Annotated in this window: 17 protein-coding genes; 4 read left to right on the top strand and 13 right to left on the bottom strand. The window is 71.8% G+C overall.

Annotation, left to right across the window (positions count from 1 at the left end; all coding sequences use genetic code 11):
* Positions 1–316: 316 nt before the first annotated feature.
* The gene (locus tag ACZ5K7_RS39085) at positions 317–2,446 is read right to left on the bottom strand and encodes an IucA/IucC family protein (RefSeq protein ID WP_468921575.1); all 2,130 of its coding nucleotides are present in this window, start codon (positions 2,444–2,446) and stop codon (positions 317–319) included.
* Positions 2,447–2,854: 408 nt separating this feature from the next.
* Positions 2,855–4,486 (bottom strand): diaminobutyrate--2-oxoglutarate transaminase family protein, encoded by a 1,632-nt coding sequence (locus ACZ5K7_RS39080; protein ID WP_468921573.1) that lies wholly within the window; start codon positions 4,484–4,486, stop codon positions 2,855–2,857.
* A gap of 472 nt (positions 4,487–4,958) precedes the next feature.
* Here ACZ5K7_RS39080 and ACZ5K7_RS39075 point away from each other — a divergent pair, with 472 nt between their 5' ends.
* Complete coding sequence (locus tag ACZ5K7_RS39075; RefSeq protein ID WP_468921571.1) at positions 4,959–6,176, top strand: trypsin-like serine peptidase; 1,218 nt, start codon at positions 4,959–4,961, stop codon at positions 6,174–6,176.
* A gap of 148 nt (positions 6,177–6,324) precedes the next feature.
* On the opposite strand, the gene hflX is transcribed toward ACZ5K7_RS39075, so the two are convergent.
* From hflX to miaA, 6 genes are all read right to left on the bottom strand, one after another.
* Positions 6,325–7,818: a GTPase HflX gene (gene hflX, locus ACZ5K7_RS39070; RefSeq protein ID WP_468921568.1), complete on the bottom strand. Its 1,494-nt coding sequence runs from the start codon at positions 7,816–7,818 to the stop codon at positions 6,325–6,327.
* 158 nt (positions 7,819–7,976) lie between these two features.
* Complete coding sequence (locus ACZ5K7_RS39065) at positions 7,977–9,458, bottom strand: M1 family metallopeptidase (RefSeq protein ID WP_468921565.1); 1,482 nt, start codon at positions 9,456–9,458, stop codon at positions 7,977–7,979.
* A 103-nt stretch (positions 9,459–9,561) separates the two neighbouring features.
* Complete coding sequence (locus tag ACZ5K7_RS39060; protein WP_351709744.1) at positions 9,562–11,679, bottom strand: RelA/SpoT family protein; 2,118 nt, start codon at positions 11,677–11,679, stop codon at positions 9,562–9,564.
* A 296-nt stretch (positions 11,680–11,975) separates the two neighbouring features.
* Positions 11,976–12,839, bottom strand: coding sequence for a diaminopimelate epimerase (gene dapF / locus ACZ5K7_RS39055; RefSeq protein WP_468921561.1), 864 nt, complete (start codon positions 12,837–12,839; stop codon positions 11,976–11,978).
* Positions 12,840–12,984: 145 nt separating this feature from the next.
* The gene (locus ACZ5K7_RS39050) at positions 12,985–13,491 is read right to left on the bottom strand and encodes a hypothetical protein (protein WP_468921665.1); all 507 of its coding nucleotides are present in this window, start codon (positions 13,489–13,491) and stop codon (positions 12,985–12,987) included.
* A gap of 106 nt (positions 13,492–13,597) precedes the next feature.
* Positions 13,598–14,536, bottom strand: coding sequence for a tRNA (adenosine(37)-N6)-dimethylallyltransferase MiaA (miaA, locus tag ACZ5K7_RS39045; protein WP_468921559.1), 939 nt, complete (start codon positions 14,534–14,536; stop codon positions 13,598–13,600).
* A gap of 179 nt (positions 14,537–14,715) precedes the next feature.
* Here miaA and ACZ5K7_RS39040 point away from each other — a divergent pair, with 179 nt between their 5' ends.
* The gene (locus ACZ5K7_RS39040) at positions 14,716–15,054 is read left to right on the top strand and encodes a hypothetical protein (protein WP_468921557.1); all 339 of its coding nucleotides are present in this window, start codon (positions 14,716–14,718) and stop codon (positions 15,052–15,054) included.
* A 33-nt stretch (positions 15,055–15,087) separates the two neighbouring features.
* Positions 15,088–15,360: an antitoxin gene (locus tag ACZ5K7_RS39035; protein ID WP_351709755.1), complete on the top strand. Its 273-nt coding sequence runs from the start codon at positions 15,088–15,090 to the stop codon at positions 15,358–15,360.
* Between the two features lie 75 nt (positions 15,361–15,435).
* Here ACZ5K7_RS39035 and ACZ5K7_RS39030 read toward each other — a convergent pair whose 3' ends face one another.
* Both ACZ5K7_RS39030 and miaB read right to left on the bottom strand, forming a co-directional pair.
* Positions 15,436–16,143 carry a class III extradiol dioxygenase subunit B-like domain-containing protein gene (locus tag ACZ5K7_RS39030; RefSeq protein WP_468921554.1) on the bottom strand — a complete coding sequence of 236 codons (708 nt, stop codon included), beginning with the start codon at positions 16,141–16,143 and terminating at the stop codon, positions 15,436–15,438.
* Between the two features lie 123 nt (positions 16,144–16,266).
* Positions 16,267–17,796 (bottom strand): tRNA (N6-isopentenyl adenosine(37)-C2)-methylthiotransferase MiaB, encoded by a 1,530-nt coding sequence (gene miaB, locus ACZ5K7_RS39025; protein WP_351709761.1) that lies wholly within the window; start codon positions 17,794–17,796, stop codon positions 16,267–16,269.
* Between the two features lie 629 nt (positions 17,797–18,425).
* Here miaB and ACZ5K7_RS39020 point away from each other — a divergent pair.
* On the top strand, positions 18,426–19,781 hold the full coding sequence (locus ACZ5K7_RS39020) for a beta-1,3-glucanase family protein (RefSeq protein ID WP_351709764.1): 1,356 nt from the start codon (positions 18,426–18,428) through the stop codon (positions 19,779–19,781).
* 262 nt (positions 19,782–20,043) lie between these two features.
* Here the strand turns inward: ACZ5K7_RS39020 and ACZ5K7_RS39015 are convergent, their stop codons facing one another.
* The 3 genes from ACZ5K7_RS39015 to ACZ5K7_RS39005 are packed head-to-tail and all read right to left on the bottom strand — an operon-like array spanning position 20,044 to position 22,792.
* Entirely contained in the window at positions 20,044–20,994 is a 951-nt protein-coding gene (locus ACZ5K7_RS39015; protein ID WP_468921549.1) for an NAD(P)-dependent oxidoreductase, read from the bottom strand.
* Positions 20,994–21,968, bottom strand: a complete 975-nt coding sequence (locus tag ACZ5K7_RS39010) for an aldo/keto reductase (protein WP_351709770.1) — start codon at positions 21,966–21,968, stop codon at positions 20,994–20,996. The genes ACZ5K7_RS39015 and ACZ5K7_RS39010 overlap by 1 nt, the downstream gene beginning before the upstream one ends.
* A 50-nt stretch (positions 21,969–22,018) precedes the next feature.
* Positions 22,019–22,792 (bottom strand): VIT1/CCC1 transporter family protein, encoded by a 774-nt coding sequence (locus tag ACZ5K7_RS39005; protein ID WP_468921546.1) that lies wholly within the window; start codon positions 22,790–22,792, stop codon positions 22,019–22,021.
* Positions 22,793–22,936 lie beyond the last annotated feature (144 nt).

The following is a 22,936-nucleotide window of genomic DNA, read 5'->3' as shown; positions in this document are numbered from 1 at the left end:
GGGCCGGTCGCCTTCCCGGCGAAGAGGGCGAGGAGTTCGGCGGGCAGGCGGAGGTCCAGGGTGTCCTCGCAGTCCCGGGTGTCCTCGGCGGGACCTGAGCGGCCTGGGTGGGCGGGGTGGACCGGTACGGGGCCTGCGTCGGCGCTCGCGTCGGTGGGAGGCATGGTGCGCTCCTCTCAGGAGACGAGGTGGGTCATGTTCCTCGGTCGGTGAGGTGAATGGAGGTCGGCGGATGAAGGGCGGTGGAGGTCGGTCAATGAAGAGCGGTGGTGGGAGGGCCTGTGATGAAGGCGGCAGGGTCAGGGCGGTCAGGCGGTCAGGAGTGGAGGGGGTTGGTGATGGTGACGTAGACGGACTGGGTGTCGACCGGGCCGACGAGTTCGTCGAGGCCGTGCAGTCGGGTCAGCAGGTTGGCCTTGCAGCGCAGGACGGGTGAGTCGAGCAGGCGGCTGGGCAGGGAGGTGCGCAGCCGGGCGGGTCCGGAGGCCGTGTCGGTGAGGAACCGGCGGAAGGCCGCGAGCAGCAGGCGCTCGTCGGCGAGCCGCTGGGAGCCGAAAGCGCCGATCAGACCGAGCACGTTGTTGATGCCGAGGTAGTAGGCGAAGCGTTCGTCGGTGACCTCGTCGGAGACGAAGGTGTCGCTGTGCTCACCGATGCCGGGCAGCCGGGCGTCGAGTTCTGCCCGCCGGGACTCGCGGAAGTAGTAGCCCTGGTTGTCGCGGTAGCGCCCGCCGGCAGGCCAGCCGTCGGCGTCCAACAGGAGCAGGGTGTTCTGCTGGTGTGCCTCCAGGGCGATACCGGCCTCGCCGTCGAGCCAGAGCACCGGGCGGACGACCTGCTCCAGGTAGCGCAGGAACCACTCGGCACTGACGGCGCCGACGGGGCGGCCGGTGCGTTCGGCGAGCCGGGCGACCACCCGGGCCAGCCGGGACCGGTACGGCCGGGGGCTGCCGTTGGCCACCGGGGCATCGAGGGGGCGGGGTGCGACCAGACCGGCGAGACAGGACACGTCGTCGGCGGGGGTGAAGGGGTTGTGCCGGATCACCACGTCGAGTCCGGGCACGGGCCGGCCGTCCTGGCCGTCCACGCCCAGCCAGGCGGGGTCCCGCACGATGTCGAAGCCGGGGTGCGCGGCCTGCCACTGCTTGGCGAGGCCGCTGCGCAGCAGGCGGTGCATCTCGACGCCTCGGTGGAGTTCCTTGCGAAGGTTCTCCCGGCGGGAGTTGGTGATGCGCAGGCCCAGCGACAGCTTGAGCATGGCGGGGGCGCCGGTGCGGTGAACGGTTCGTACGGAGGAGGTGGGGTACCAGGGAGCGCCGAGGGGGCCCAGGTCGCGCAGGAGTCCGGCGTCGAGAAGGGCGGCGGTCACCTCGCGGTGGCGGACCTCGCGGGCCTGCCAGGGGTGCAGGGGCAGGGCGGCGCCGTAGCCGTCGGGCAGCGTCAGGGGCGTGCCGGCCAGGCTTTCCATGAGGTGCGGCGCGGGGATGAGGCGGCCGCGCTCGGTCCAAGCCGAGTCGGTGGCGAGCAGGGAGGAGGCGACCCCCATCCAGTGCAGGGGGAAGGAGCCGCGCAACTCCGGTGAGTAGAGCCGGGCTTCGGAGTCGGTCAGGCCCTCGCGGCTCTTCGGGGTCGGGTGCAGTGGATGCCCGAGGAGGAGAGCCTGCTCGGCGGCGAGAAAGCGGTCGTGGCCGTCGACGGGGTGAGCACGCCGGTCCGTGATGAAGGTGACCGTGCGGCGCAGGGAGTCGGCGACCCGGGCCACGAGGTCGCCGGCGTCGGGAACGGCCTGAGTGCGGGGGGTACCTTCGGCGAGGCGGGGGCGGCCTTCGGCGCGCACAGGACCGTGGTCGGGGTGGACGGGACCGCCGTTGGCCTGGACGGGACCACCGTTGGCTTGGGGGACCGTGCTGGGGCTCTCAGCCGGACCTACGCTGCCGTCGGCTCGGCCGGCGTTCCCATCAACGTGACCGGGGCCGCTCTGGTCGACGTGACCGAGGCCGCTCTGGGCTCGGCCCGCCGTTTCTCCCGCGGCTCCGGCCGTCTCGCGGGTGAGCAGGGCCGCGAGGGTGAGGGCGTCGACGGGTGGGGCGGTGTCGGGGGCGCCCGCCAGGCGGGGTGGGCCGAAGCGGTGCCAGCCGGTCGGGGACCAGTGGCGGACCGGGGTGACCAGGGCCGTACCACTGGCGGGCAGCGGGATGCGAAGGGTGCCGGTGCCAGGCGCGGGGAGGTCCGTCTCGCGTGCCCAGCAGCGGAGCAGGTTCTCCACGGCGGCGGCCTGGGCGGCGGTGTGCGGGTCGGGGTGTTCCAGAAGGTCCCCGATGTCGTCGCGAGGCCGCTCGGGCGCGAAAGCGCGGCCGCGTTGCTGGGGAACCGACTCGGCGAGCGGAACGGGGCGTCCCTGTGGGCCTTGGTCTCCGTGGTCGTCGGGGGTGGGGGTGGCGTTCAAGGGGGTTCCTCGGGGGCTCGGACGGTGCGGGGTGGCCGTTGGCGTTGGCGTTGGCGTTGGCCGTCGTACGCGGCGAACTCGGCTGATCAGAGGGTGAATTGAGTGCTGACTGTCCTTATGGGAGAGGTGTGGACGATGTGGGATCTCATGCACGCGCCGGTCGCGCCGGCCGGGCCGTTCGCGCCGGTCGGGCCGTTCCGGGCGCGCCGGCCGACTGGTTCGGTTCGGCGGCGCCGGGCGGTCGGCCTGCTCACTACGGTTCGGCGGCGCCGGGGGACCGACCTGCTGACCACGGTCCGGCGGGTGGCCGTCTGCCGGACGGTCCGACGGATCGGTTCCCTCGGGGCGATCCGTTCGGCCGGGTCGCCATGGGCGTGGTGGCCGGTCGGCCCGTTCCGGGTGAGTGGGCTAGCCGGCCGGCTCCTTGCGGCCGTCGGGCCGGCGAGGCTGCCGGACGCCGTGGGCGGCCGGGTCGCGGGCCACCGCCGCCACGGCGTCGGCGAGGCGGTCCAGGACGGCGGTCGCCTGTTCGTCGGTGATGTTCAGCGGCGGCAGGAGTCGTACGACACCGGCATGGCGGCCGCCGAGCTCGACGATCAGGCCCCGTTCCAGGCAAGCGCGCTGTACGGCAGAGGCCAGTTCGGGAGCGGCGGGATGCGGCCGGGGCCGACCCGCACCGCTCCACCCGCTCACCGCGCCACCACCCCGGTCCCCCCCGCTCACGGCAGCGCCTCGCATCTCCACCGCCCTACCAGAACCCCAGACCTCGCCCTGGCCGTCTCCCACGGACCGCACGCGCCCCTCCCCCGCAACCCCCGCACGCCTCTCCCCCACGCCGCCCGCAACCCCCGCACGCCTCTCCCCCGCGCCCCCCGCAGCCCCCACACACTCCTCCCCCTCCGGGTCCACCAGCTCCACCCCGATCATCAGCCCCCGCCCGCGCACATCACCCACGCACGCGAACTCCTGCTGGAGGATGCGCAGTTGGGCGAGCATGCGGGAGCCGAGAAGGCCCGCGCGTTCGGCGAGGCCGTTCTCGCGGACGTGGGCGAGGGTGGCCGTGCCGGCGGCCATGGCGAGTTGGTTGCCCCGGAACGTGCCGGCGTGGGCGCCGGGTTCCCACACGTCGAGGTCGTCGCGGTAGACGACGACCGCGAGGGGGAGGCTGCCGCCGATGGCCTTGGAGAGAACCATCACGTCGGGGGTGACCCCGCTGTGTTCGACGGCCCAGAAGGCGCCGGTCCTGCCCACCCCGGTCTGGATCTCGTCCGCGACGAGGGGGATGGAGCGGTCGGCGGTGAGCCGGCGCATCTGGCGGAGCCAGTCGTCCGGTGCCGGGATCACCCCGCCCTCGCCCTGGACGGGTTCGAGGATCATCCCGGCGGGCAGTGGGACGCCGGACTTGGGGTCGTCGAGAACGGACTCGGTCCAGCGGGCGGCGAGTTCGGCGCCGTCCGGGCCGCCGACGCCGAACGGGCAGCGGTAGTCCTGGGGGTAGGGCAGCCGGGCCACGCGGACGTCGGCGGCCCCGCCGGAAGCGGCCAGCGCCCCGGTGGTCATGCCGTGGTACGCGCCGGTGAAGGCGAGGATGCCGGTGCGGCCGGTCGCGGCCCGGACGAGTTTGAAGGCGGCCTCCACGGCGTCCGTACCGGCGGGCCCGCAGAACTGGACGCGGGCGCGGTCCGCGAGGCCGGGCGGCAGCGTGCGGAACAGTTCGGTGATGAAGGCGTCCTTGACCGGGGTCGCCAGGTCGAGGACGGAGAGCGGGGCACCGGAGTCGAGGACCTTGCGGATCGCCTCCAGCACCACCGGGTGGTTGTGGCCGAGCGCGAGGGTGCCGGCGCCGGAGAGGCAGTCCAGGTAACGGCGGCCGTCAGCGCCCTCGATGGTCAGGCCGCGGGCGCGCACCGGCACGATGGGGAGGGCGCGCGCATAGGTCCGGGCCCGCGACTCGCGCGCTGACTGGCGTCTCAGGATCCCCTCGTGCGCCGCGTGCGCTCCCCCGAACGTCCCCCCGGTCACCGACTCCGTCACGGCCACGGTTCGCTGTCCTCCCCGCTGTTCAGAGGCGAGTTGATCGGCGGGTACCGGGCACAGGCAGCGGAACCCCCACCGCTACCAACCCCGGACCGTCCAGCGGGTTACGGGTTGCCTCAAGATCCTTGCCGCGCCCTTTCCTTGTTCCTTACTCGTCCGCCGCCACCGTTCGGCCTGCCGGACAAGGACCCACCACTCGACACGATCCCCGATGCACGTACACATCGAGCCGGCCGTACGCGCGCGTGACGACACCGGCTGCCCGCGCCTTATCCACCCGGAGTCCGAGCCACGGCTCCCGCACTGGTGAGGGCGCCGTGCCGGCTGCGGGCGGTGGTGGCCGGAGGGGCAGGTGGGCGGGGTTGTCCGGGCGGAGGGCCCGTAGCGAAACCGTTGCCCTTCCATGGGTGGCCCCGCACAGCGACCGCATAGTGTGTGGCGCTGAAGTTCCTTACCGACAGGGGGAGTCACCACCATGCGATCCATCCGGCCGTCGTTCACCCGTCGAAGGGGCGCGCCCCGGGCGCTGGCGGCCGTCGCCCTCGCCTCGACGCTGGCGCTGACCGCCACCGCCTGCGGCGGCTCCGGCGACGACAACGCGGGCGCCTCGGCGTCCGCGTCCGCCACGGCCGACACCGGTGACGGCAAGATCAAGATCCCGGACGACATCAAGAACAAGCTCAAAGAGCACGGGATCGACATCGACAAGTGGAAGAACGGCGCCTGGAAGAACTGGAACAGGGACGACTGGCTGCGCGAGGCCAACGACTTCATCAACCCCATCATCAAGGGCCTGTGGGACCCGGACCGGATGCGGGACGCCAACGACCCGGACAAGGACAAGGGCGTCGACGACAACGACCTCTCCGGTGACCAGGGGGTGACCGACCCGACGCCGGACCCGGTCGAGGCGAAGGCCGTGCGGCCGACGTACCACGCCAACGCGGCCACCGCCGGGAAGGTGTTCTTCGACTCCCCCGAGGGCACGATGGTCTGCTCGGCGACGGTCGTCGAGGACCCCGCGCACCCGGGCAAGTCCAACCTGGTGTGGACGGCGGGCCACTGTGTGCACGCCGGCAAGAACGGCGGCTGGTACCGCAACATCGCGTTCGTGCCGTCGTACAACGACCAGGGGCTGACGGGTACGGCGCTCACGCAGGCGACGCGCTCCCAGGTCGCGCCGTACGGCGTCTGGTGGGGTGACGGGGCGCAGACCTCGCAGCAGTGGATCAACCAGGGCGGCGAGACGGGCGGCGACGGCGCGTCGTACGACTACGCCGTGATCCATGTGACACCGGAGCAGGGCAGTGGCGGCAAGTCCCTTGAGGAGACGGTCGGTTCGGCGCTTCCGGTGAACTTCGACGCTCCGGCCGTTCCGAAGGTGTCGAGCATCACGGCCACCGGGTATCCGGCGGCGAAGCCGTACGACGGGTCGCTGCTGTACCAGTGCGCGGACAAGCCGGGGCGGCTGTCCGTCGACGCGTCGGCGCCGACGATGTACCGGATCGGCTGCACGATGACCGGCGGGGCGTCCGGTGGCGGCTGGGTGGAGACGGGTGCCGACGGCAAGCCGGCGCTGGTGTCCAACACGTCGATCGGACCGGTGAGTTCGGGGTGGCTGGCGGGGCCGCGGTTCGGTGACGTGGCCAAGGGCGTGTATGACGGCGTCAGCAAGGAGTTCGCTGACCAGTAAGAGGGATGAGCGTCGCCTTTGCGCCATGGTGCGCCAGGTGCGTTGGCGGCTGACGCGCCGTGGTGGTTGCTCGCGCAGTTCCCCGCGCCCCTGAAAGCGTGAAGGGCCGGCCCCCTTGAAAGGGGGCCGGCCCTTCACGCAGCAGTCGTCACGCAGCCGGAGCCGGAACGTACGGCGTCAGTTCCGCCGCCAGTTCCTCGTGGACCCGGACCTTGAGCAGGGTGCCCTCGGCGGTGTGCTCCTCCGAGAGGACCTCGCCCTCGTCGTGGGCGCGGGCGACCAGCTTGCCGTGGGTGTACGGGACCAGGGCCTCGATCTCGACCGACGGGCGGGGCAGCTCGTCGTCGATCAGGGTGAGAAGTTCCTGGATGCCCTGGCCGGTGCGGGCCGAGACCGCGAGGGAGCGCTTCTCGTTGCGCAGCAGCCGCTGGAGGACCAGCGGGTCGGCCGCGTCCGCCTTGTTGATCACCACGATCTCGGGTACGTCGGTGGCTCCGACCTCCCTGATCACTTCGCGCACGGCGGCCAGTTGCTCCTCCGGGACCGGGTGCGAGCCGTCGACCACGTGCAGGATCAGGTCGGCGTCGCCGACCTCCTCCATGGTGGAACGGAACGCCTCGACCAGGTGGTGGGGCAGGTGGCGCACGAAGCCGACGGTGTCGGCCAGCGTGTAGAGGCGGCCGCTCGGGGTCTCCGCGCGGCGGACCGTCGGGTCCAGGGTCGCGAACAGGGCGTTCTCGACCAGGACACCGGCGCCGGTGAGGCGGTTGAGCAGGGACGACTTGCCGGCGTTGGTGTAGCCCGCGATGGCGACGGACGGCACCTTGTGGCGCTTGCGTTCCTGGCGCTTGATGTCGCGGCCGGTCTTCATCTCCGCGATCTCCCGGCGCATCTTCGCCATCTTCTCGCGGATCCGCCGCCGGTCCGTCTCGATCTTGGTCTCACCGGGACCACGGGTGGCGAGGCCGCCGCCCGAGCCGCCGCCCATCTGCCGGGACAGCGACTGACCCCAGCCGCGCAGGCGCGGCAGCATGTACTGCATCTGTGCGAGCGCGACCTGCGCCTTGCCCTCTCGGGACTTGGCGTGCTGGGCGAAGATGTCCAGGATCAGGGCGGTCCGGTCGATGACCTTGACCTTGACGACGTCCTCCAGCTGGATCAGCTGGCCCGGGCTCAGCTCACCGTCGCAGATGACGGTGTCCGCGCCCGTTTCGACGACGATGTCGCGCAGCTCCAGGGCCTTGCCGGAGCCGATGTAGGTGGCCGCGTCGGGCTTGTCGCGGCGCTGGATGACACCGTCGAGCACCAGCGCGCCCGCCGTCTCGGCGAGGGCGGCCAGCTCCGCGAGGGAGTTGTCCGCGTCCTGCACGGTGCCCGTGGTCCATACCCCGACCAGCACGACGCGCTCCAGACGGAGCTGTCGGTACTCGACCTCGGTGACGTCCTCGAGCTCGGTGGAGAGGCCCACCACGCGGCGCAGGGCCGCGCGCTCGGAGCGGTCGAACTGGTCGCCGTCCCGCTCTCCGTCGATCTCGTGGCTCCAGGCGACGTCCTCTTCCATCAGGGCATCGGCCCGAAGACCTTCGGGGTAGTCCTGCGCGAGGCGCCTGGTGTCCTGGGAAGGGGAAGAAGAGGAGGTCATTGGGTCCTTACGTCGATGGGGATGCCGAAGTCGGCGTTCACTTGCTCAACGTACGAGTACCCCGGGAGATTCCCCGTGACCCGTACCGTGCCGACCCCATGATGGTCGCACGGTACGTCCTGTCACGGCACCGTGTTATTCCGGGGGCCGGGCCGTCGTCACCTCTTGGACTGCTTGGCCGGGGCCGGGGTCTGCTTCCAGTCCGGGTGGCCGGGCATCGGCGGGGTCTTCTCGCCGTACAGCCAGGCGTCGAAGAAGCCGGTGAGGTCGCGGTTCGCGACCGCGGAGGCCAGCTTCACGTAGTCGGCGGTGGTGGCGGTGGCGTCCTTGTGGCGCTGCACCCAGATCCGCTCCAGGCGCTCGAAGGCGGGCTTGCCGATCTCCTGGCGGAGGGCGTAGAGGGCGAGGGCGGCGCCGTCGTAGATGTTGGGGCGGAAGATGCTGATCTTCTGGCCGGGGTCGGGCGCCTTGGGCAGGGCGGGCGGTCCACCGGCGGCGCGCCAGCGGTCGGAGGCGCCGTAGGCGGCCTTCATGCGGTTGATCATGGGCTGCTTGCCCTTCTCCTCCGCGTACAGCGCCTCGTACCAGGTGGCGTGCCCCTCGTTCAGCCATACGTCCGACCAGACGTGCGGGCTGACGCTGTCGCCGAACCACTGGTGGGACAGCTCGTGCACCATGATCGACTCGATGTACCACTTGGGGTACGCGGGCTCGGTGAACAGCTTCTTCTCGAAGAGGGAGAGGGTCTGGGTCTCCAGCTCGAAGCCGGTGGTCGCCTGTGCCATGAGCACGCCGTAGGTCTCGAAGGGGTAGGCCCCGACCTTGCTCTCCAGCCAGGCGATCTGGTCCGGGGTCTTGGCCAGCCAGGGTTCGAGGGTCTTGGCGTCGGCGCTCGGGACGACGTCCCGGACGGGCAGGCCGTGCGGGCCGGTGCGGTGCAGTACGGCGGAGCGGCCGATGGAGACCTGGGCCAGTTCGGTGGCCATGGGGTGCTGGGTGCGGTAGGTCCAGGTGGTCTGCCGGCCGATCCGGGCGGTCTCGGTGGGGAGGCCGTTGGCGACGACGGTGTAGCCGTTCGGGGCGGTGATGTGGAAGGTGAACATCGCCTTGTCGGACGGGTGGTCGTTGCACGGGAAGACCAGGTGGGCGGCGTCGGCCTGGTTGGCCATGGCGAGCCCGTCGGTGGTGCGCACCCAGCCGCCGTCCTGGCCCTTGGCGGCCGTCGGGTCGCTGGTGTGCTTCACGGTGATCCGCGTCCAGCCGCCCTGCCGCAACGGCTGGTCCGGGGTGACGACCAGGTCGTCGCCGGCGCTGGAGAAGGCGGCGGCCCGGCCGTCGACCTCGACGGACTCGACCTTGCCATGCGCGAAGTCCAGGTTGATCCGGTCCAGGTCGGTGGTGGCCCAGGCGTCGATCGTGGTGACGGCCTGGAGCGGCTTGTCGTTGCTGCCGGGATAGGTGAGGGAGAGGTCGTACGACGCCACGTCGTACCCCGGGTTGCCGAGGTACGGGAAGAGCCGGTCGCCGATGCCCAGCGGCGCCGGCGGGGCGCTCGCGCCGAGCAGGGCGACGGAGACGGCGGAGGCGAGCAGGGCGATGTGCCGGCGCCGGGGCCGACGGGCGCGAAGGGTGAGCGACATGAACCACCGCTACCAGCGCGCTCCCGCCTCCCGGCGACGACGCGCGCCCGATCCACTCGAACGGGTAACTCAGACGCGTCTGTCGTCGGCCAGGACGGCCGCCTCACTGGTGTTGGGCTCGGTCCACGTCGTACACCCCGGCCACGTTGCGCATCGCGCGCATCAGGGCGGGCAGGTGGGCCGCGTCGGGCAGCTCGACGGTGTAGGTATGACGGACCCGCTGCTGGCTGGGCGGTTCCACGGTGGCCGAGACGATCTCGGCGCCCTCCTGGGCCATGGCCTCGGTGAGGTCGGCGAGCAGATGCGGGCGGCCGAACGATTCGGCGACCAGGGTGACCCGGCAGGCGGTGCTGTCACCCCAGCTCACGGCGGTCTCGGGGCGCCCGGTGCCCTTCATGTGCGCCACCGCGGCGCAGGCCACGCGGTGCACGGTGACCACTCCGCCGCGCACGGCGAAGCCGGTGACCTCGTCGGGCGGTACGGGGGTGCAGCAGCCGGCCAGCCGTACGGTCGCGTCGGGCCGGTCGACGACCACGACGCTGGCGGTGCGGGGTGTGGGTGCCTGGGGCTCCGGGATCGGGCGCGTGGGTACGGCGACGGGGGCGTGGGGCTCTTCGGTGCTGTCCGGATGGGTGGCGAGCCAGCGTTGGATGGCGATGCGCGCGGCGGGCGTGTGGGCGTGTTCCAGCCACTCCCGGGAGGGTTCGGAGGCCGGGTCCTGGCCCATCAGCAGCTGGACGGTGTCACCGTCCTTGAGGACGGTGCTGAGGGTGGCGAGTCGGCCGTTGACCCGGGCGCCGATGCAGGCGTGCGCGTCCTCGCCGTACTGGGCGTAGGCGGCGTCGACGCAGGTGGCGCCCTCGGGGAGGCCGAGGGTGCCGCCGTCGGGGCGGAAGACGGTGATCTCGCGGTCCTGGGCGAGGTCCTCGCGGAGGGTGGACCAGAAGGTGTCGGTGTCGGGCGCGGCCTTCTGCCAGTCGAGGAGGCGGGAGAGCCAGCCGGGGCGGGTCGGGTCGGCCCGCTCGCCGTCGGCGGGAGCCTCGGCGCCGGGCAGGTCGGCGGCCGGGGCGTAGGGGTTGCCGAGGGCGACGACACCGGCCTCGGCGACCTTGTGCATCTGGTGGGTGCGGATGAGGACTTCGGCGACCTGCCCGTCGGCGCGGGCCACCGCCGTGTGGAGCGACTGGTACAGGTTGAACTTCGGTACGGCGATGAAGTCCTTGAACTCCGAGACCACCGGGGTCAGACAGGTGTGCAGTTCGCCGAGTACGGCGTAACAGTCCGCGTCCTCGTTGACCAGCACAAGGAGCCGGCCGAAGTCGGCGCCGCGCAGTTCGCCGCGTTTGCGGCTGACGCGGTGGACGGAGACGAAGTGCCGTGGCCGGATGAGGACTTCGGCGGGGATGTCGGCCTCGCGCAGCACCCCGCGCACCTCGTCGGAGATCACTGCGAGGGGGTCGTCCGCGCGGGCCGCGTTCTCGGCGATCAACTCCCGTGTGTGCGCGTACTCCTCGGGGTGCAGGATCGCGAAGACCAGGTCCTCCAGCTCGGTCTTCAGGGCCTGTACGCCGAGCCGTTCGGCGAGCGGGATGAGGACGTCACGGGTGACCTTGGCGATGCGCTCCTGCTTCTCGGGGCGCATCACGCCGAGGGTGCGCATGTTGTGGAGCCGGTCGGCGAGCTTGATCGACATCACGCGGACGTCGCTGCCGGTGGCGACGAGCATCTTCCGGAACGTCTCGGGTTCGGCGGCGGCCCCGTAATCGACCTTCTCGAGTTTCGTCACCCCGTCGACCAGGTAACGGACCTCCTCGCCGAACTGTTCCCGCACCTGGTCGAGGGTCACATCGGTGTCCTCGACGGTGTCGTGGAGCAGAGAGGCCGTCAGGGTCGTGGTCTCGGCGCCGAGTTCGGCGAGGATCAGGGTGACCGCGAGGGGGTGGGTGATGTACGGCTCGCCGCTCTTGCGCATCTGGCCGCGGTGCGAGGACTCGGCCAGGACGTAGGCGCGGCGCAGGGGTTCGAGGTCGGCGTCGGGGTAGTGGGCGCGGTGTGCCTCGGCGACATGGCCGATGGCGTCGGGCAGCTTGCCGCGGGCCGCGTTGCCGAGGAGCGCGGCCCGGCCGAGCCGGCGCAGGTCGATCCGGGGGCGGGCCTTCCTGCGGGCCGCTGTGGGCACTACAGGTCCGGGCGTCGCAGGGTTCGTGGCCTCCGCACTCATGGGCACCTCCGGCTCGTGGACCGGCGGACGGGATCCCTGGGCATACAACGGCTCAGGGATTGGCGACATTCCCCCGTCCGTGCCGGTGCTTGATGCTACCGAGCCCAACACGCCCGACTGACCGCCTCCCGCCCAGCGTGAAACGGATCACCCATTCGAGCGACGACTTGGAGGTTTACGATTTTGCGCCACCTGTTCGGGGGGTGGCCGACGTTTCTCGCCACCGGGGGCAACACGGCCCGTGGATCCGGATGTTGTACGACGCCCCCGACCTCGGTTCCCGACGTCCGGCCGGTTCAACGGGCGGCGTTTTCCAGCCATTCGGCGTCGATCTCGCCTTCGGCCACGATCACGGCGGGGCCGGTCATCTCGATCTCTCCGTCGGGTCGTTCGGTGATGACGAGGCGTCCGCCGGGCACGTCCACGGTGTACGTCGCCGGGGTTCCGGTGACGGCGGGGTCGGCGCCGTCGCGACGGGCGGTGGCCACGGCTACCGCGCAGGCGCCGGTGCCGCAGGAGCGGGTCTCGCCGGAGCCGCGCTCGTGCACGCGCATGGCGACGTGGCGGGGGCCGCGGTCGACGACGAACTCGACGTTGACCCCTTCGGGGTAGGCCGAGGGCGGGCTGAAGGGGGGCGGGGTGTAGAGGTCGCCGGCGTGCGCGAGGTCCTCGACGAAGGCGACGGCGTGCGGGTTGCCCATGTTCACGTTCCGGGCGGGCCAGCTGCGGTCGCCGACGCTCACCGTGACGTCGCTCTCGGGGAGGCGGGCGCGGCCCATGCCGGCGGTGATGTCGCCGTCCTTGGCGATGTGGACGGTCTTCACACCGCCGCGGGTGGCGACGGCGAAGTCGCCCTCCGTGACGTGCCCGGCGCGCTGGAGGTAGCGGGCGAAGACGCGGACGCCGTTGCCGCACATCTCGGCGATCGATCCGTCGCCGTTGCGGTAGTCCATGAACCACTCCGCGTCGGCGGCCATCCCCTTGGCCTCGGGGTGCGCGGCGGACCGGACGACGTGCAGCACACCGTCGGCGCCGATGCCTGACCGGCGGTCGCACAGGGCGGTGACGGCGGCCGGGGTGAGGGCCAGGGCGTTGTCCGGGTCCGGGACGATCACGAAGTCGTTCTCGGTGCCGTGGCCCTTGAGGAAGGGGATGCTCATTCTTCGAGGGTAAGGGAGGGGTGCGTCGTGCTTCGGCCGCGGGCCGGTGGGGGCTGACCGCGCCCGCGCGGCAGAGCCGCACGTCGATACGGCCCCGCGCCCCTTACGGACGCTTCAGTCAGGGCGCTTCCAGGCAGGCCGCCTGTCAGCGCAGTCGCGCCACGCGCCAGACAGCCAGGACGATCACCAGCGCCACCAGGACCACGTATCCGAGCACCACGCGCCAGTCGGGCCTGCGGTCCGAGCCCCGCGCGGGGAAGCCCGGCAGGGTGTAGCCCACCCGGCGGGCCGCCGTCAGGCCCCAGCCCGCCGCGCAGGAGCAGATCAGCAGGCCAAGCATCGCGATGACCGCGCCGCTGTCGCCGAAGTCGAAGGCCAGAGGGAAGGCGAACATCAGGGAGCCCACCGCGGCCAAACCCACGATCGGGGCCAGCTGCCACAGGCGCAGACGGCGCTGCGGGCGGAGCTCGACCTCGACCTCGGGGCCGCTGGTGAACATCTCCTCCGGCTCGGGGCCGTCGGCGGTCACCCCGCCGCCCACCGTGTCGTCCGGACCGTCCGGCGTCAGTCGGTCCTCGACCGCGTCCGGATCACCCGGTTCCACGGCGACGTGCTCGGTGTCTCGTGCGGTGTCGCGAGGGCCGGCCTCCATCGCCACGCGCCCTCCCAACTAGGACTCCACTTGCGATCGAAGCTCGATGATGGCACGGCGCCGGAGGCCTCGATGACCGGTGGCGCATCCCGATGCCATGACGTGATCAGGCTGTGACCGGTCGTTCGAGCAACGCCAGGGCCAGCCGCGGAAGTTCCTCGCGGTCCGCCGCGGCCCCACTCAACCAGTGCACCCGGGGGTCGCGCCTGAACCATGAATCCTGACGGCGCGCGAAGCGCTTGGTGGCACGAACGGTCTCGGCGCGTGCTTCCGCTTCCGTGCACTCCCCGGCGAGCGCCGTGAGGACCTGCTGGTAGCCGAGCGCACGCGACGCCGTACGGCCCTCGCGCAGCCCGTGCGCCTCCAGTGCGCGCACCTCGTCCACGAGCCCGGCCTCCCACATCCGGTCGACGCGCAGCGCGATGCGCTCGTCGAGCTCGGGGCGGGCCACGTCGACGCCGATCTGGACGGTGTCGTAGACCGAGTCATGGCCCGGGAGGTTGGCGGTGAAGGGCCGGCCGGTGATCTCGATCACCTCCAGGGCCCTGACGATACGGCGACCGTTGCTGGGCAGGATGGCGCGGCCGGCCTCGGGGTCGGCCGCGACCAGCCGGGCGTGCAGGGCGCCGGAGCCGCGCAGCGCGAGTTCCTCCTCCAGGCGGCCCCTGACCTCGGGGTCGGTGCCGGGGAACTCCAGGTTGTCGACGGCGCCGCGGATGTAGAGCCCGGAGCCGCCGACCAGGACCGGCCAGCGGCCCTCGGCGAGCAGGGCGTCGATGCGGGCGCGGGCGAGCCGCTGATACTCGGCGACGGAGGCCGTGACGGTCACGTCCCAGACGTCGAGCAGGTGGTGCGGCACATCGGCGCGCTCCTCGGGCGTCAGCTTGGCGGTGCCGATGTCCATCCCCTGGTACAGCTGCATGGAGTCGGCGTTGACGACCTCGCCGCCGAGCCGTTGGGCCAGGAAGACGCCGAGGTCGGACTTTCCGGCCGCGGTGGGGCCGACAACGGCGATGACACGGGGGGTGGGGGGTGCGCTGCTCACCGCACCAGTCTCGCAAACCTCGGGGGCGGGTCTCGAACGAGTTACGTGACAGTCCGTGTCCGGCTTCGTTGCCCGTTGCGAGGTTCCCGCCGCCGGCGAGAGGCGGTGACCGGGGTGGCGCAAACGGACGCACCGGGTCACGCGGGATTTCGCTCACACGAGTAACGTATGGAGTGGATATGGGCATTTTCGCACGATTCCTCGGGAAGAAGCCGAAGGCCGTGGAGGAGCCGGACACCGAGGCGCCGGCCGGTACCGAGCCGGACGGGTCCGTGGCGGAGGACACGGTGAAGAACGCCGTGGAGAGCGCTGCGGAGAAGGCGGTTGAGGAGACGGCGGAGGACGCGGCCGGGGCGACGGCGGCGAAGGAGCCGGGCGAGGACGGCGGCGGGAGCGCGGAGGCGCGGACGGAACCGGAGCCCGTCGCGGTCCCCGGCGCCGAGAGCACCGAGATCCCCCAGCAGCAGTCCGCCAAGGAGGCCGCCGACAACGAGGTCGGCGAGGACGCCCGCACATAGCGGCCCGCGAGGGAAGCCATAGGGAAGGTAGCCATGGGTCTTTTGGACAATTTGAAGGCCAAGCTCGCCCCGGCCAAGGACCGGGTCTCTGACCTCGCGCAGCAGCACGAGGACAAGATCGACAAGCTCCAGCACGGCATCGACAAGGCCGCGCGGGTCGTCGACGAGAAGACCAAGGGCAAGTACAGCGACAAGATCCAGACGGGTACGGGCAGGGCCAAGGACGCCATGGACCGGTTTGTGCACCCGGACGCGACCGACCCCACCGCGCCGACCCGGCCGGAGGGCCCGCCGCCGGCTTCCTGAGCCGGGCGGACCACGCGGATCGGCGGACGGCCGAGAGTCACCCGACTCCCGGCCGTCCGCCGTTTCGCGGAGCGGTCAGGACCAGGTCGCCACGAGGTAGCAGACGCCGTAGGGCGCGTCGTCGTGGAGCAGCGCCCCGGCGAGGCCCGCGTCCTCGGCCGCGCCGGCCAGGACCTGCCAGGGGGCCCGCCCCGAGGCCTTGAGCTGGTACGCCAGGTCGGCGTCGAGGGCCTTGATCGCCGCGAGGTCGGCGGTGCCGAGCGCGCGGGCCGCCTCGGCGTCGAAGGGGGCCGCCCGCTCGTCGAGGTAACCGGGCGCCTTGAGGGTGCGGCAGGCGCTGGCGTCGCCCATGACCAGCATCGCCACCCGCGTGGCCCGCCCGGCGATCTCCCGGCCGGTTCGGAGGCGCCGTTCGGCCTCCAGGGGCTCTCCCACGCCCAGCCCCTCGATCGGCGCGTCGGCCCAGCCGGTGCGCTCCAGCAGCCAGGCGCCGACGGCGAGCGAGGCAGGCAGCTCCCGCTCACCGGCCGCGCCGCTGCCGAGCTGTACGCCGACGTCCACGCCGAAGCCGCGGAAGGAGCCCCGGCTGCCCTGCGGGAACACGCCCCGCCCGGACTTCTCCGCGGGCCCGACCACCACCAGCAGGTCGGGCCGCGCGGCGGCGAGCACGCCCACCGCGTCGGCGCAGGCGGCCCGGACGGCGTCCAGCTCGGGGGCGGCACCCGCGGCGACCTCGGGGACGAGGAGCGGCGGGCAGGGGCAGACGGCGGCGACGACAAGCATGATCGGCAGGGTAGCGGCGACGGCCCCCGAAGGTCAGTCAGCGGCGGCGGCCGCCCCTGGTCGGTCCTCGATCAGCACGTCGGTCAGGTCGATGCTCCGTTCCACCCGTATCGCGGCAGGCCGTCAGTCGCAGCCGCAGCCGCTTCCCGAGGTCACCGGCAGCGGCTCCGGTACGCCGATCCTGGGCAGTCCGAGCAGCACGCCCGCCGGCTTGGCCGCCTCGGCGGCGTTGCGCTTCTCCCAGGCATCGCCCGCGCGGGTCCGGCGCACGTCCAGTACGGCGCCCTCGGCGAGGAGGTGGTGCGGGGCGGCGTAGGTGATCTCGACCGTGACGACGTCGCCGGGGCGGACCTCCTGGTCGGGCTTGGTGAAGTGGACCAGGCGGTTGTCGGGGGCGCGGCCGGAGAGGCGGTGGGTGGCGCCGTCCTTGCGTCCCTCGCCCTCGGCGACCATCAGCTCCAGGGTGCGGCCGACCTGCTTCTTGTTCTCGTCCCAGGAGATCTCCTCCTGAAGGGCGACGAGACGCTCGTAACGCGCCTGGACGACCTCCTTGGGGATCTGGTTCTCCATGGTCGCGGCCGGGGTGCCGGGTCGCTTGGAGTACTGGAAGGTGAAGGCCTGGGTGAAGCGGGCCTCCCGGACCGCGTGCATGGTCTGCTCGAAGTCCTCCTCGGTCTCGCCGGGGAAGCCCACGATGATGTCCGTCGTGATCGCGGCGTGCGGGATGGCGGCCCGGACCTTTTCGATGATCCCGAGGTAGCGGTCCTGCCGGTACGAGCGACGCATCGCCTTCAGGACGGTGTCCGAGCCGGACTGGAGCGGCATGTGGAGCTGGGGCATGACGTTCGGCGTCTCCGCCATGGCCGCGATCACGTCGTCCGTGAAGTCACGGGGGTGCGGGGAGGTGAAGCGGACCCGCTCCAGGCCGTCGATGGTGCCGCAGGCGCGCAGCAGCTTGCTGAAGGCCTCGCGGTCGCCGATGTCGGAGCCGTACGCATTGACGTTCTGGCCGAGCAGGGTGATCTCGGAGACACCCTCGCCGACCAGGGCCTCGATCTCGGCGAGGATGTCGCCGGTGCGGCGGTCCTTCTCCTTGCCGCGCAGGGCCGGGACGATGCAGAAGGTGCAGGTGTTGTTGCAGCCGACGGAGATCGAGACCCAGGCCGCGTACGCGCTCTCGCGCCGGGTCGGCAGCGTGGAGGGGAACGCCTCCAGCGACTCGGCGATCTCGACCTGCGCCTCTTCCTGCACCCGGGCGCGCTCCAGCAGGACCGGCAGCTTGCCGATGTTGTGCGTGCCGAAGACGACGTCGACCCAGGGGGCCTTCTTCACGATGGTGTCGCGGTCCTTCTGCGCGAGGCAGCCGCCGACCGCGATCTGCATGCCGGGGCGCTTCGTCTTCATCGGGGCGAGGCGGCCCAGATTGCCGTAGAGGCGGTTGTCGGCGTTCTCCCGGACGGCGCAGGTGTTGAAGACCACGACATCCGCGTCGCCGTCGGAGCCCTCGGGCGCGCGGACGTATCCCGCCTCCTCCAGCAGCCCGGACAATCGCTCGGAGTCGTGGACGTTCATCTGGCACCCGTAGGTGCGGATTTCATAGGTCTGAGATGAACGAACGTCCACTGCCGCGCTCCGGTCACTGCTGCTGGTCATGAGTCAAGAGTAGGCGGTCGCGAACGGGGCCTGTCTCGGCCGCCGCCGCTTCGCCGACGGACCAGGGAGGACGGACGGCCCGGCCCCGTACGAGGCGGGCTCCGGGCACGGCGTGAGCCGGCCCGCGGACCCATGGACCTGCCGCACGCACCGAAGGCGGGAAATCGACATGACGGCGCCCGGCACCAGGACGGCCTCGCCCGCACGTCGTCGACGGCACCGGACGCTCCCGCACACTCGCGCTACCCGGCAGGGGGTGCCGTGCGGTGCTCGCGGCGCAGGGGACCAGCCTCTGTCCCGGTCCTGCCCGGGGGACCCGTACGACCTGCTCGTGATCTCCCGGGGCGGCGGCATGACGGCACGGAAAGGTCCGTACCGGTCGCGTCAAGGGTTGTAAAAGCGGGTCTGCCCGGGACCGCCCGAGCGGTCGGGAACTGAAGGCTGCGTACGCGTTGTGCGCGATGGCAGGGCCGGGATCAGCGCCGTGTCGTCAACAGGGTCGCAACCCCATTGATTTCGGCTTCAGTTGTTGACGGCGGACATCGCTGGGTCTACAACCCGAGGGAGCGCTCTCATGTCTGCTGTTGCTCCATCCCCACGCACGCCGAACCGGCTTGAGGAGACTCCGCATGCAGAGTTCCGCCAGTGCACCCACCCGCAGACAACCGGCCGGCGCCGTTCGCCCACGCGCGGCTCTCGGCCTGGTCGTCGTCCTGATCGCCGCCTTCTTCGCAGTCCTCGCACCGTCGCCCGCGCACGCCGCCGACCAGTTGCTCTCCCAGGGCAGGCCCGCCACCGCCTCCTCGACCGAGAACGCGTCCTTCCCCGCGAGCGCGGCGGTCGACGGCAACACCGGCACCCGCTGGTCCTCGGCCTTCGCCGACCCGCAGTGGTTGCAGGTCGACCTCGGGTCCGTCCAGCAGCTCACGCGCGTCACCCTGAACTGGGAGGCCGCCTACGCGACCGCCTTCCAGATCCAGACCTCCACCGACGCCGCCACCTGGACCACCGTCTACTCGACGACCACGGCCACCGGCGGGACCCAGAGCCTCGCCGTCACCGGCAGCGGACGCTACGTCCGCCTCTACGGCACCGCGCGGGGCACCCCCTACGGCTACTCCCTGTGGGAGTTCCAGGTCTACGGTCCCGGATCCACCACCCCGCCGGACGACTTCTGGGGCAGCACCAGCGACATCCCCGCGGCGAACAACGCCGTGGAGGTGAAGATCCTCAACCGCACCAACGGCAAGTACCCCGACAGCCAGGTGTACTGGAGTTTCAACGGCCAGACGCATTCCATCGCCGAGCAGCCCTACCTCGACATGCCGGCCAACTCCGCGGGCCGCATGTACTTCTACCTGGGCTCGCCCACCAGCGCGTACTACGACTTCATCGAGTTCACGGTCGGCAACAACGTCTTCAACGGAAACACCACCCGCGTCGACGCCTTCGGCCTGAAGTTGGCCATGCGGCTGCACACCAAGGACGGTTACGACACCGAGGTCGGCGAGAACCGGCAGACGTTCGCCGAGGACCGCGCCACCACGTTCCAGCGGTTCATCGACGCGGTGCCGTCCCAGTTCGACGTGCTGGCCCAGACCCAGGCCCCGTACCGGATCATCGCGCCCGGCAGCGACCCGAGCTTCCGCGCGGGCGGCGCCAACGCGAACTACTTCACCTCGTACGCCCAGTCCGTGGGCGTGACCGCGGCCACCTCCGACATCTTCGGCTGCGCGGCCTCCCTGGCGGCCAACCCGAACATGTGCGCCGCCCTCAACCGCCACGTCGCCACCCTGCCGGCCTCCCAGCAGTCCGACCCCGCCCAGTTCTACACGGCGGCACCGGCGAACTACTACGCCAAGTTCTGGCACGACAACGCCATCAACCGCCTCGCCTACGGCTTCCCCTACGACGACGTGGCGGGCCAGTCCTCCTTCATCTCCCACGCCAACCCGCAATGGCTCCTGGTCGCCGTCGGCTGGTAGCCGATCCGGTGGCGTGGACGCCGAACCCACGCTGATCCTCCGGCCGGCGGGCTCCGCCGGGTCACACCCGACCCGGCGGGCCCGTCGGCTGTGGGCGCCGCGGTCACCCGGCGGACGTCGGGCACCGCGGAGAGCGCGCGGGCGTGGGGCTCCACCGCCCGGGGCCGTACGCCCTCGACCACCACGGGGACGGTGCCCAGCGCGTCGGCGTCGAACCAGTAGGCCACGCCGGGCTGGGGGCCGGGCGTCTCCCGTGCCGGGCTCAGGGGCGGGTCGGGCCGGCCGCGGTGATGGCCGCGGCCACGTCGTCCGTGGCGTGGCCGGACGCGATCGCCTCGTCCCAGCGCTTCAGCAACGCCTCGGTGAGCGGCAGTTCGAGCCCACGGTGGTCGGCGGCCGCCAGGGCGAGAGCCGCGTCCTTGCCCGCGTGGTGCAGCGGGAACCCCGGGGCGAAGTCGTGCTCGACCATGGCCCGGCCCTTGGCCGTCGCGTACGGGGATCCCAGCGGGCTCTCGGTGAGGGTGCCGAGCACCAGGCCGGGTTCCAGCCCGAGCGCGCTGGTCAGGCTGACGGTCTCGGCCATGCCTTCGACCAGGACCGCGAGCCAGTTGTTCAGCACCAGCTTGAAGCGGCTGCCGTCGCCGAGGCGGTCCAGCCACAGCGTCCGGTGGCCCAGCGCGTCGAACAGCGGCTGCACTCGTGGACGCAGTGCCGGATCCCCGGAGGCGAGGACGAGCAGCTCGCCCCGTTCCGCGGGCTCGGAACTCCCGGAGACGGGGGCGTCGACGAACGCGGCGGTCCCCTCGGCGAGTTCCGCCAGCTGCCGGGTGGCGTGGACGCCGACCGTGCTCATCTGGATCCAGACCGCGTCCGGGCCGAGCGCGGTCAGGGCACCGTCGGCCCCGGTCATCGCGCTCTCCACAGCCGCGCCGTCGGTGAGCATCGTGATCAGGAACCCGGCCTCCGCGGCCGCCCCGGCCGGGGTCCCGGCGACCCGCGCGCCAAGGCCGGCCAGCGCCTCGGCCCGCTGCCGGGTCCGGTTCCACACGGTCACGTCGAACCCGGCGCGCAGCAGATTGCGCGCTATGGGGGCGCCCATGACACCGGTGCCGAGGACGGCCACCCGGGTCCTTCCTGTCTGCCCGGTCCGGTCGGTCCGTTCAGTCCATTCGGTCCGGTCAGTCCGGTCGGTCCGTTCAGTCGATGTGGCCATCACACACTCTCCGGGGAAGGCCCGGCGACCGGGGTGGCCGCCGCCATGATCGAGTCGATGTCCTTGAGGTCGGTCTCGTCGAGCGGGAGGTCTGCCGCCGCGAGGCTGTCCTCGACGTGGTGGACGCGCCGCGCTCCGACGATCGCCGCGTCCACGCCCGGCCGGGCCAGGGTCCAGGCGATGGCCAGCTGGCTGACCGTCATGTCGCGGAAGGCCGCGAACTCCTCCAGTGCGTGGACGACCCCGAGGTTGCGCCGGTAGGTCTCGCCGCGGAAGACATCGCTCTTCGCCCGCCAGTCGTCGGCGGGGAAGACGGTGTCCTCGCCGAGGGTGCCGGTCAGCAGTCCATGCGCGAGCGGGCCGTAGACCAGGACACCGATGCCGTGCCGGCGGGTGTAGGGCAGGACGGTGTCCTCGATCCCGCGGCGGAAGAGGTGGTACGGCGGCTGCAGCGTCTCCACCGGCAGGGTGCGGGAGAACTCGGCCATCTGCTCGGCGGAGTAGTTGGAGACGCCGACGTGCCGGATCTTGCCGGCCGCGACCAGCTCCTTCAGCGCGCCGGCGGTTTCGGCGAGCGGCACGTCCGGGTCGGGCCAGTGGACCTGGTAGAGGTCGATGTGGTCGACGCCGAGGGCGGTCAGGCTGGCGTCGACGCCCTCGCGCAGGGCGTCGGGGCTCGCGTCCCGGGCGACTCCGCTGCCGGTGCGGCGCAGCCCGCCCTTGGTGGCGATCACCAACTCGTCCCGGTGTCCCCGGAGTTCGTCTCGCAGGGCGGCTCCGAGCAGGCGTTCCGAGGCGCCGAAGCCGTACCCCTGGGCGGTGTCGAAGAAGTTCACCCCGAGCTCGCGGGCCCGGTTGATGGCCTTTCTGGCGTCGTCCTCGGCGAAGGTGCCCCAGTCCCCGCCGAGTTGCCAGGTACCGAAGGCGATACGGGAGACCTGTAGTCCGGTCGATCCCAGTGTGGTGCTGCGCATGGTTGTCCTCCGTGCGTGATGAGTTCGTTCGGTGGTGCCGTCGGCCGGGCTCAGCCGACTCTGGTGCCGATCACATGCCCGATCCCGAAGACGGCCGCGGCGGCGAGGGCGCCCACGAAGAGCTGGCGGGCCCCGGAGCGCAGCGGCGCCCGGCCGGTGAGCAGGCCGATCGCACCGCCGACGGCGAAGAGGGCGCTGCCCGCCAGGGCGACGGCCAGGAGCAGGGCGGCCGTTCCCGAGAGGAAGAGGTAGGGGAGTACGGCGGCCAGGGCACCGACGGCGAACGAGGCGAGGCTGGAGAACGCCGCCGACCACGGCGAACCCAACTCGTCCGGGTCCAGCCCGAGTTCCTCGCGGACCATGGTGTCCAGGGCGGTGTCGTGGTCCCGCATGATGGTCGTCGCGACATGCCGGGCGTCGTCCGCGTCCAGTCCCTTGTCCCGGTAGACCCGGACGAGTTCCGCCTCGTGGGCGCCCGGGTCGACGCGCAGCTGATCGGCGGCGACCGCTATCTCCCGCTCATAGGCCTCGCGTTGGCTGCGCATGGAGATGTACTCGCCGGCGGCCATGGAGAAGGCTCCGGCCAGCAGTCCGGCGACTCCGGCGAACAGGACGGCGGAACCGGAGACGCCGGACCCGGCGAAGCCCATCACCAGGGCCGTGTTGGAGACCAGGCCGTCGTTGACGCCGAACACCGCGGCGCGCAGGGCGCCCGAGCGGTCGCCGTGCCGCGCTCGCTCCCCGCGCTTGGTGAGGTTCCTGGTCTCGGCGGTCACCGTGCCCGCGCGAGCGGCGTACGGACGTTCGGATGACGTCAGCGACATCGCAGCACTCCGATCCTCGATGGTGGTTTCCATCGGCGGCGAATACAGACCTACCGGTTATTCACCGTCGTACATACCAACGAGCGGAAAGCTCCACTTTTTCCCATTTGGGATAGATAGTCGGAGATAAGTGTTATCGCCATA

The sequence above is a fragment of the Streptomyces sp. NPDC031497 genome (assembly GCF_055580905.1).
The sequence above is the reverse complement of the archived record's forward strand: the minus strand, read 5'-3'. Positions and strand labels throughout refer to the sequence as shown.

What these genes read in the sequence shown, in the direction of transcription:
- ACZ5K7_RS39020 (WP_351709764.1), top strand. Translation starts at nt 18,426, where the DNA reads ATGCAGAGTTCCGCCAGTGCACCCACCCGCAGACAACCGGCCGGCGCC.
- ACZ5K7_RS39015 (WP_468921549.1), bottom strand. Translation starts at nt 20,994, where the DNA reads ATGGCCACATCGACTGAACGGACCGACCGGACTGACCGGACCGAATGG.
- ACZ5K7_RS39005 (WP_468921546.1), bottom strand. Translation starts at nt 22,792, where the DNA reads ATGTCGCTGACGTCATCCGAACGTCCGTACGCCGCTCGCGCGGGCACG.
- ACZ5K7_RS39010 (WP_351709770.1), bottom strand. Translation starts at nt 21,968, where the DNA reads ATGCGCAGCACCACACTGGGATCGACCGGACTACAGGTCTCCCGTATC.
- ACZ5K7_RS39040 (WP_468921557.1), top strand. Translation starts at nt 14,716, where the DNA reads ATGGGCATTTTCGCACGATTCCTCGGGAAGAAGCCGAAGGCCGTGGAG.
- ACZ5K7_RS39075 (WP_468921571.1), top strand. Translation starts at nt 4,959, where the DNA reads ATGCGATCCATCCGGCCGTCGTTCACCCGTCGAAGGGGCGCGCCCCGG.
- ACZ5K7_RS39050 (WP_468921665.1), bottom strand. Translation starts at nt 13,491, where the DNA reads ATGGAGGCCGGCCCTCGCGACACCGCACGAGACACCGAGCACGTCGCC.
- ACZ5K7_RS39065 (WP_468921565.1), bottom strand. Translation starts at nt 9,458, where the DNA reads ATGTCGCTCACCCTTCGCGCCCGTCGGCCCCGGCGCCGGCACATCGCC.
- ACZ5K7_RS39030 (WP_468921554.1), bottom strand. Translation starts at nt 16,143, where the DNA reads ATGCTTGTCGTCGCCGCCGTCTGCCCCTGCCCGCCGCTCCTCGTCCCC.
- hflX (WP_468921568.1), bottom strand. Translation starts at nt 7,818, where the DNA reads ATGACCTCCTCTTCTTCCCCTTCCCAGGACACCAGGCGCCTCGCGCAG.
- ACZ5K7_RS39035 (WP_351709755.1), top strand. Translation starts at nt 15,088, where the DNA reads ATGGGTCTTTTGGACAATTTGAAGGCCAAGCTCGCCCCGGCCAAGGAC.
- ACZ5K7_RS39060 (WP_351709744.1), bottom strand. Translation starts at nt 11,679, where the DNA reads ATGAGTGCGGAGGCCACGAACCCTGCGACGCCCGGACCTGTAGTGCCC.
- miaB (WP_351709761.1), bottom strand. Translation starts at nt 17,796, where the DNA reads ATGACCAGCAGCAGTGACCGGAGCGCGGCAGTGGACGTTCGTTCATCT.
- dapF (WP_468921561.1), bottom strand. Translation starts at nt 12,839, where the DNA reads ATGAGCATCCCCTTCCTCAAGGGCCACGGCACCGAGAACGACTTCGTG.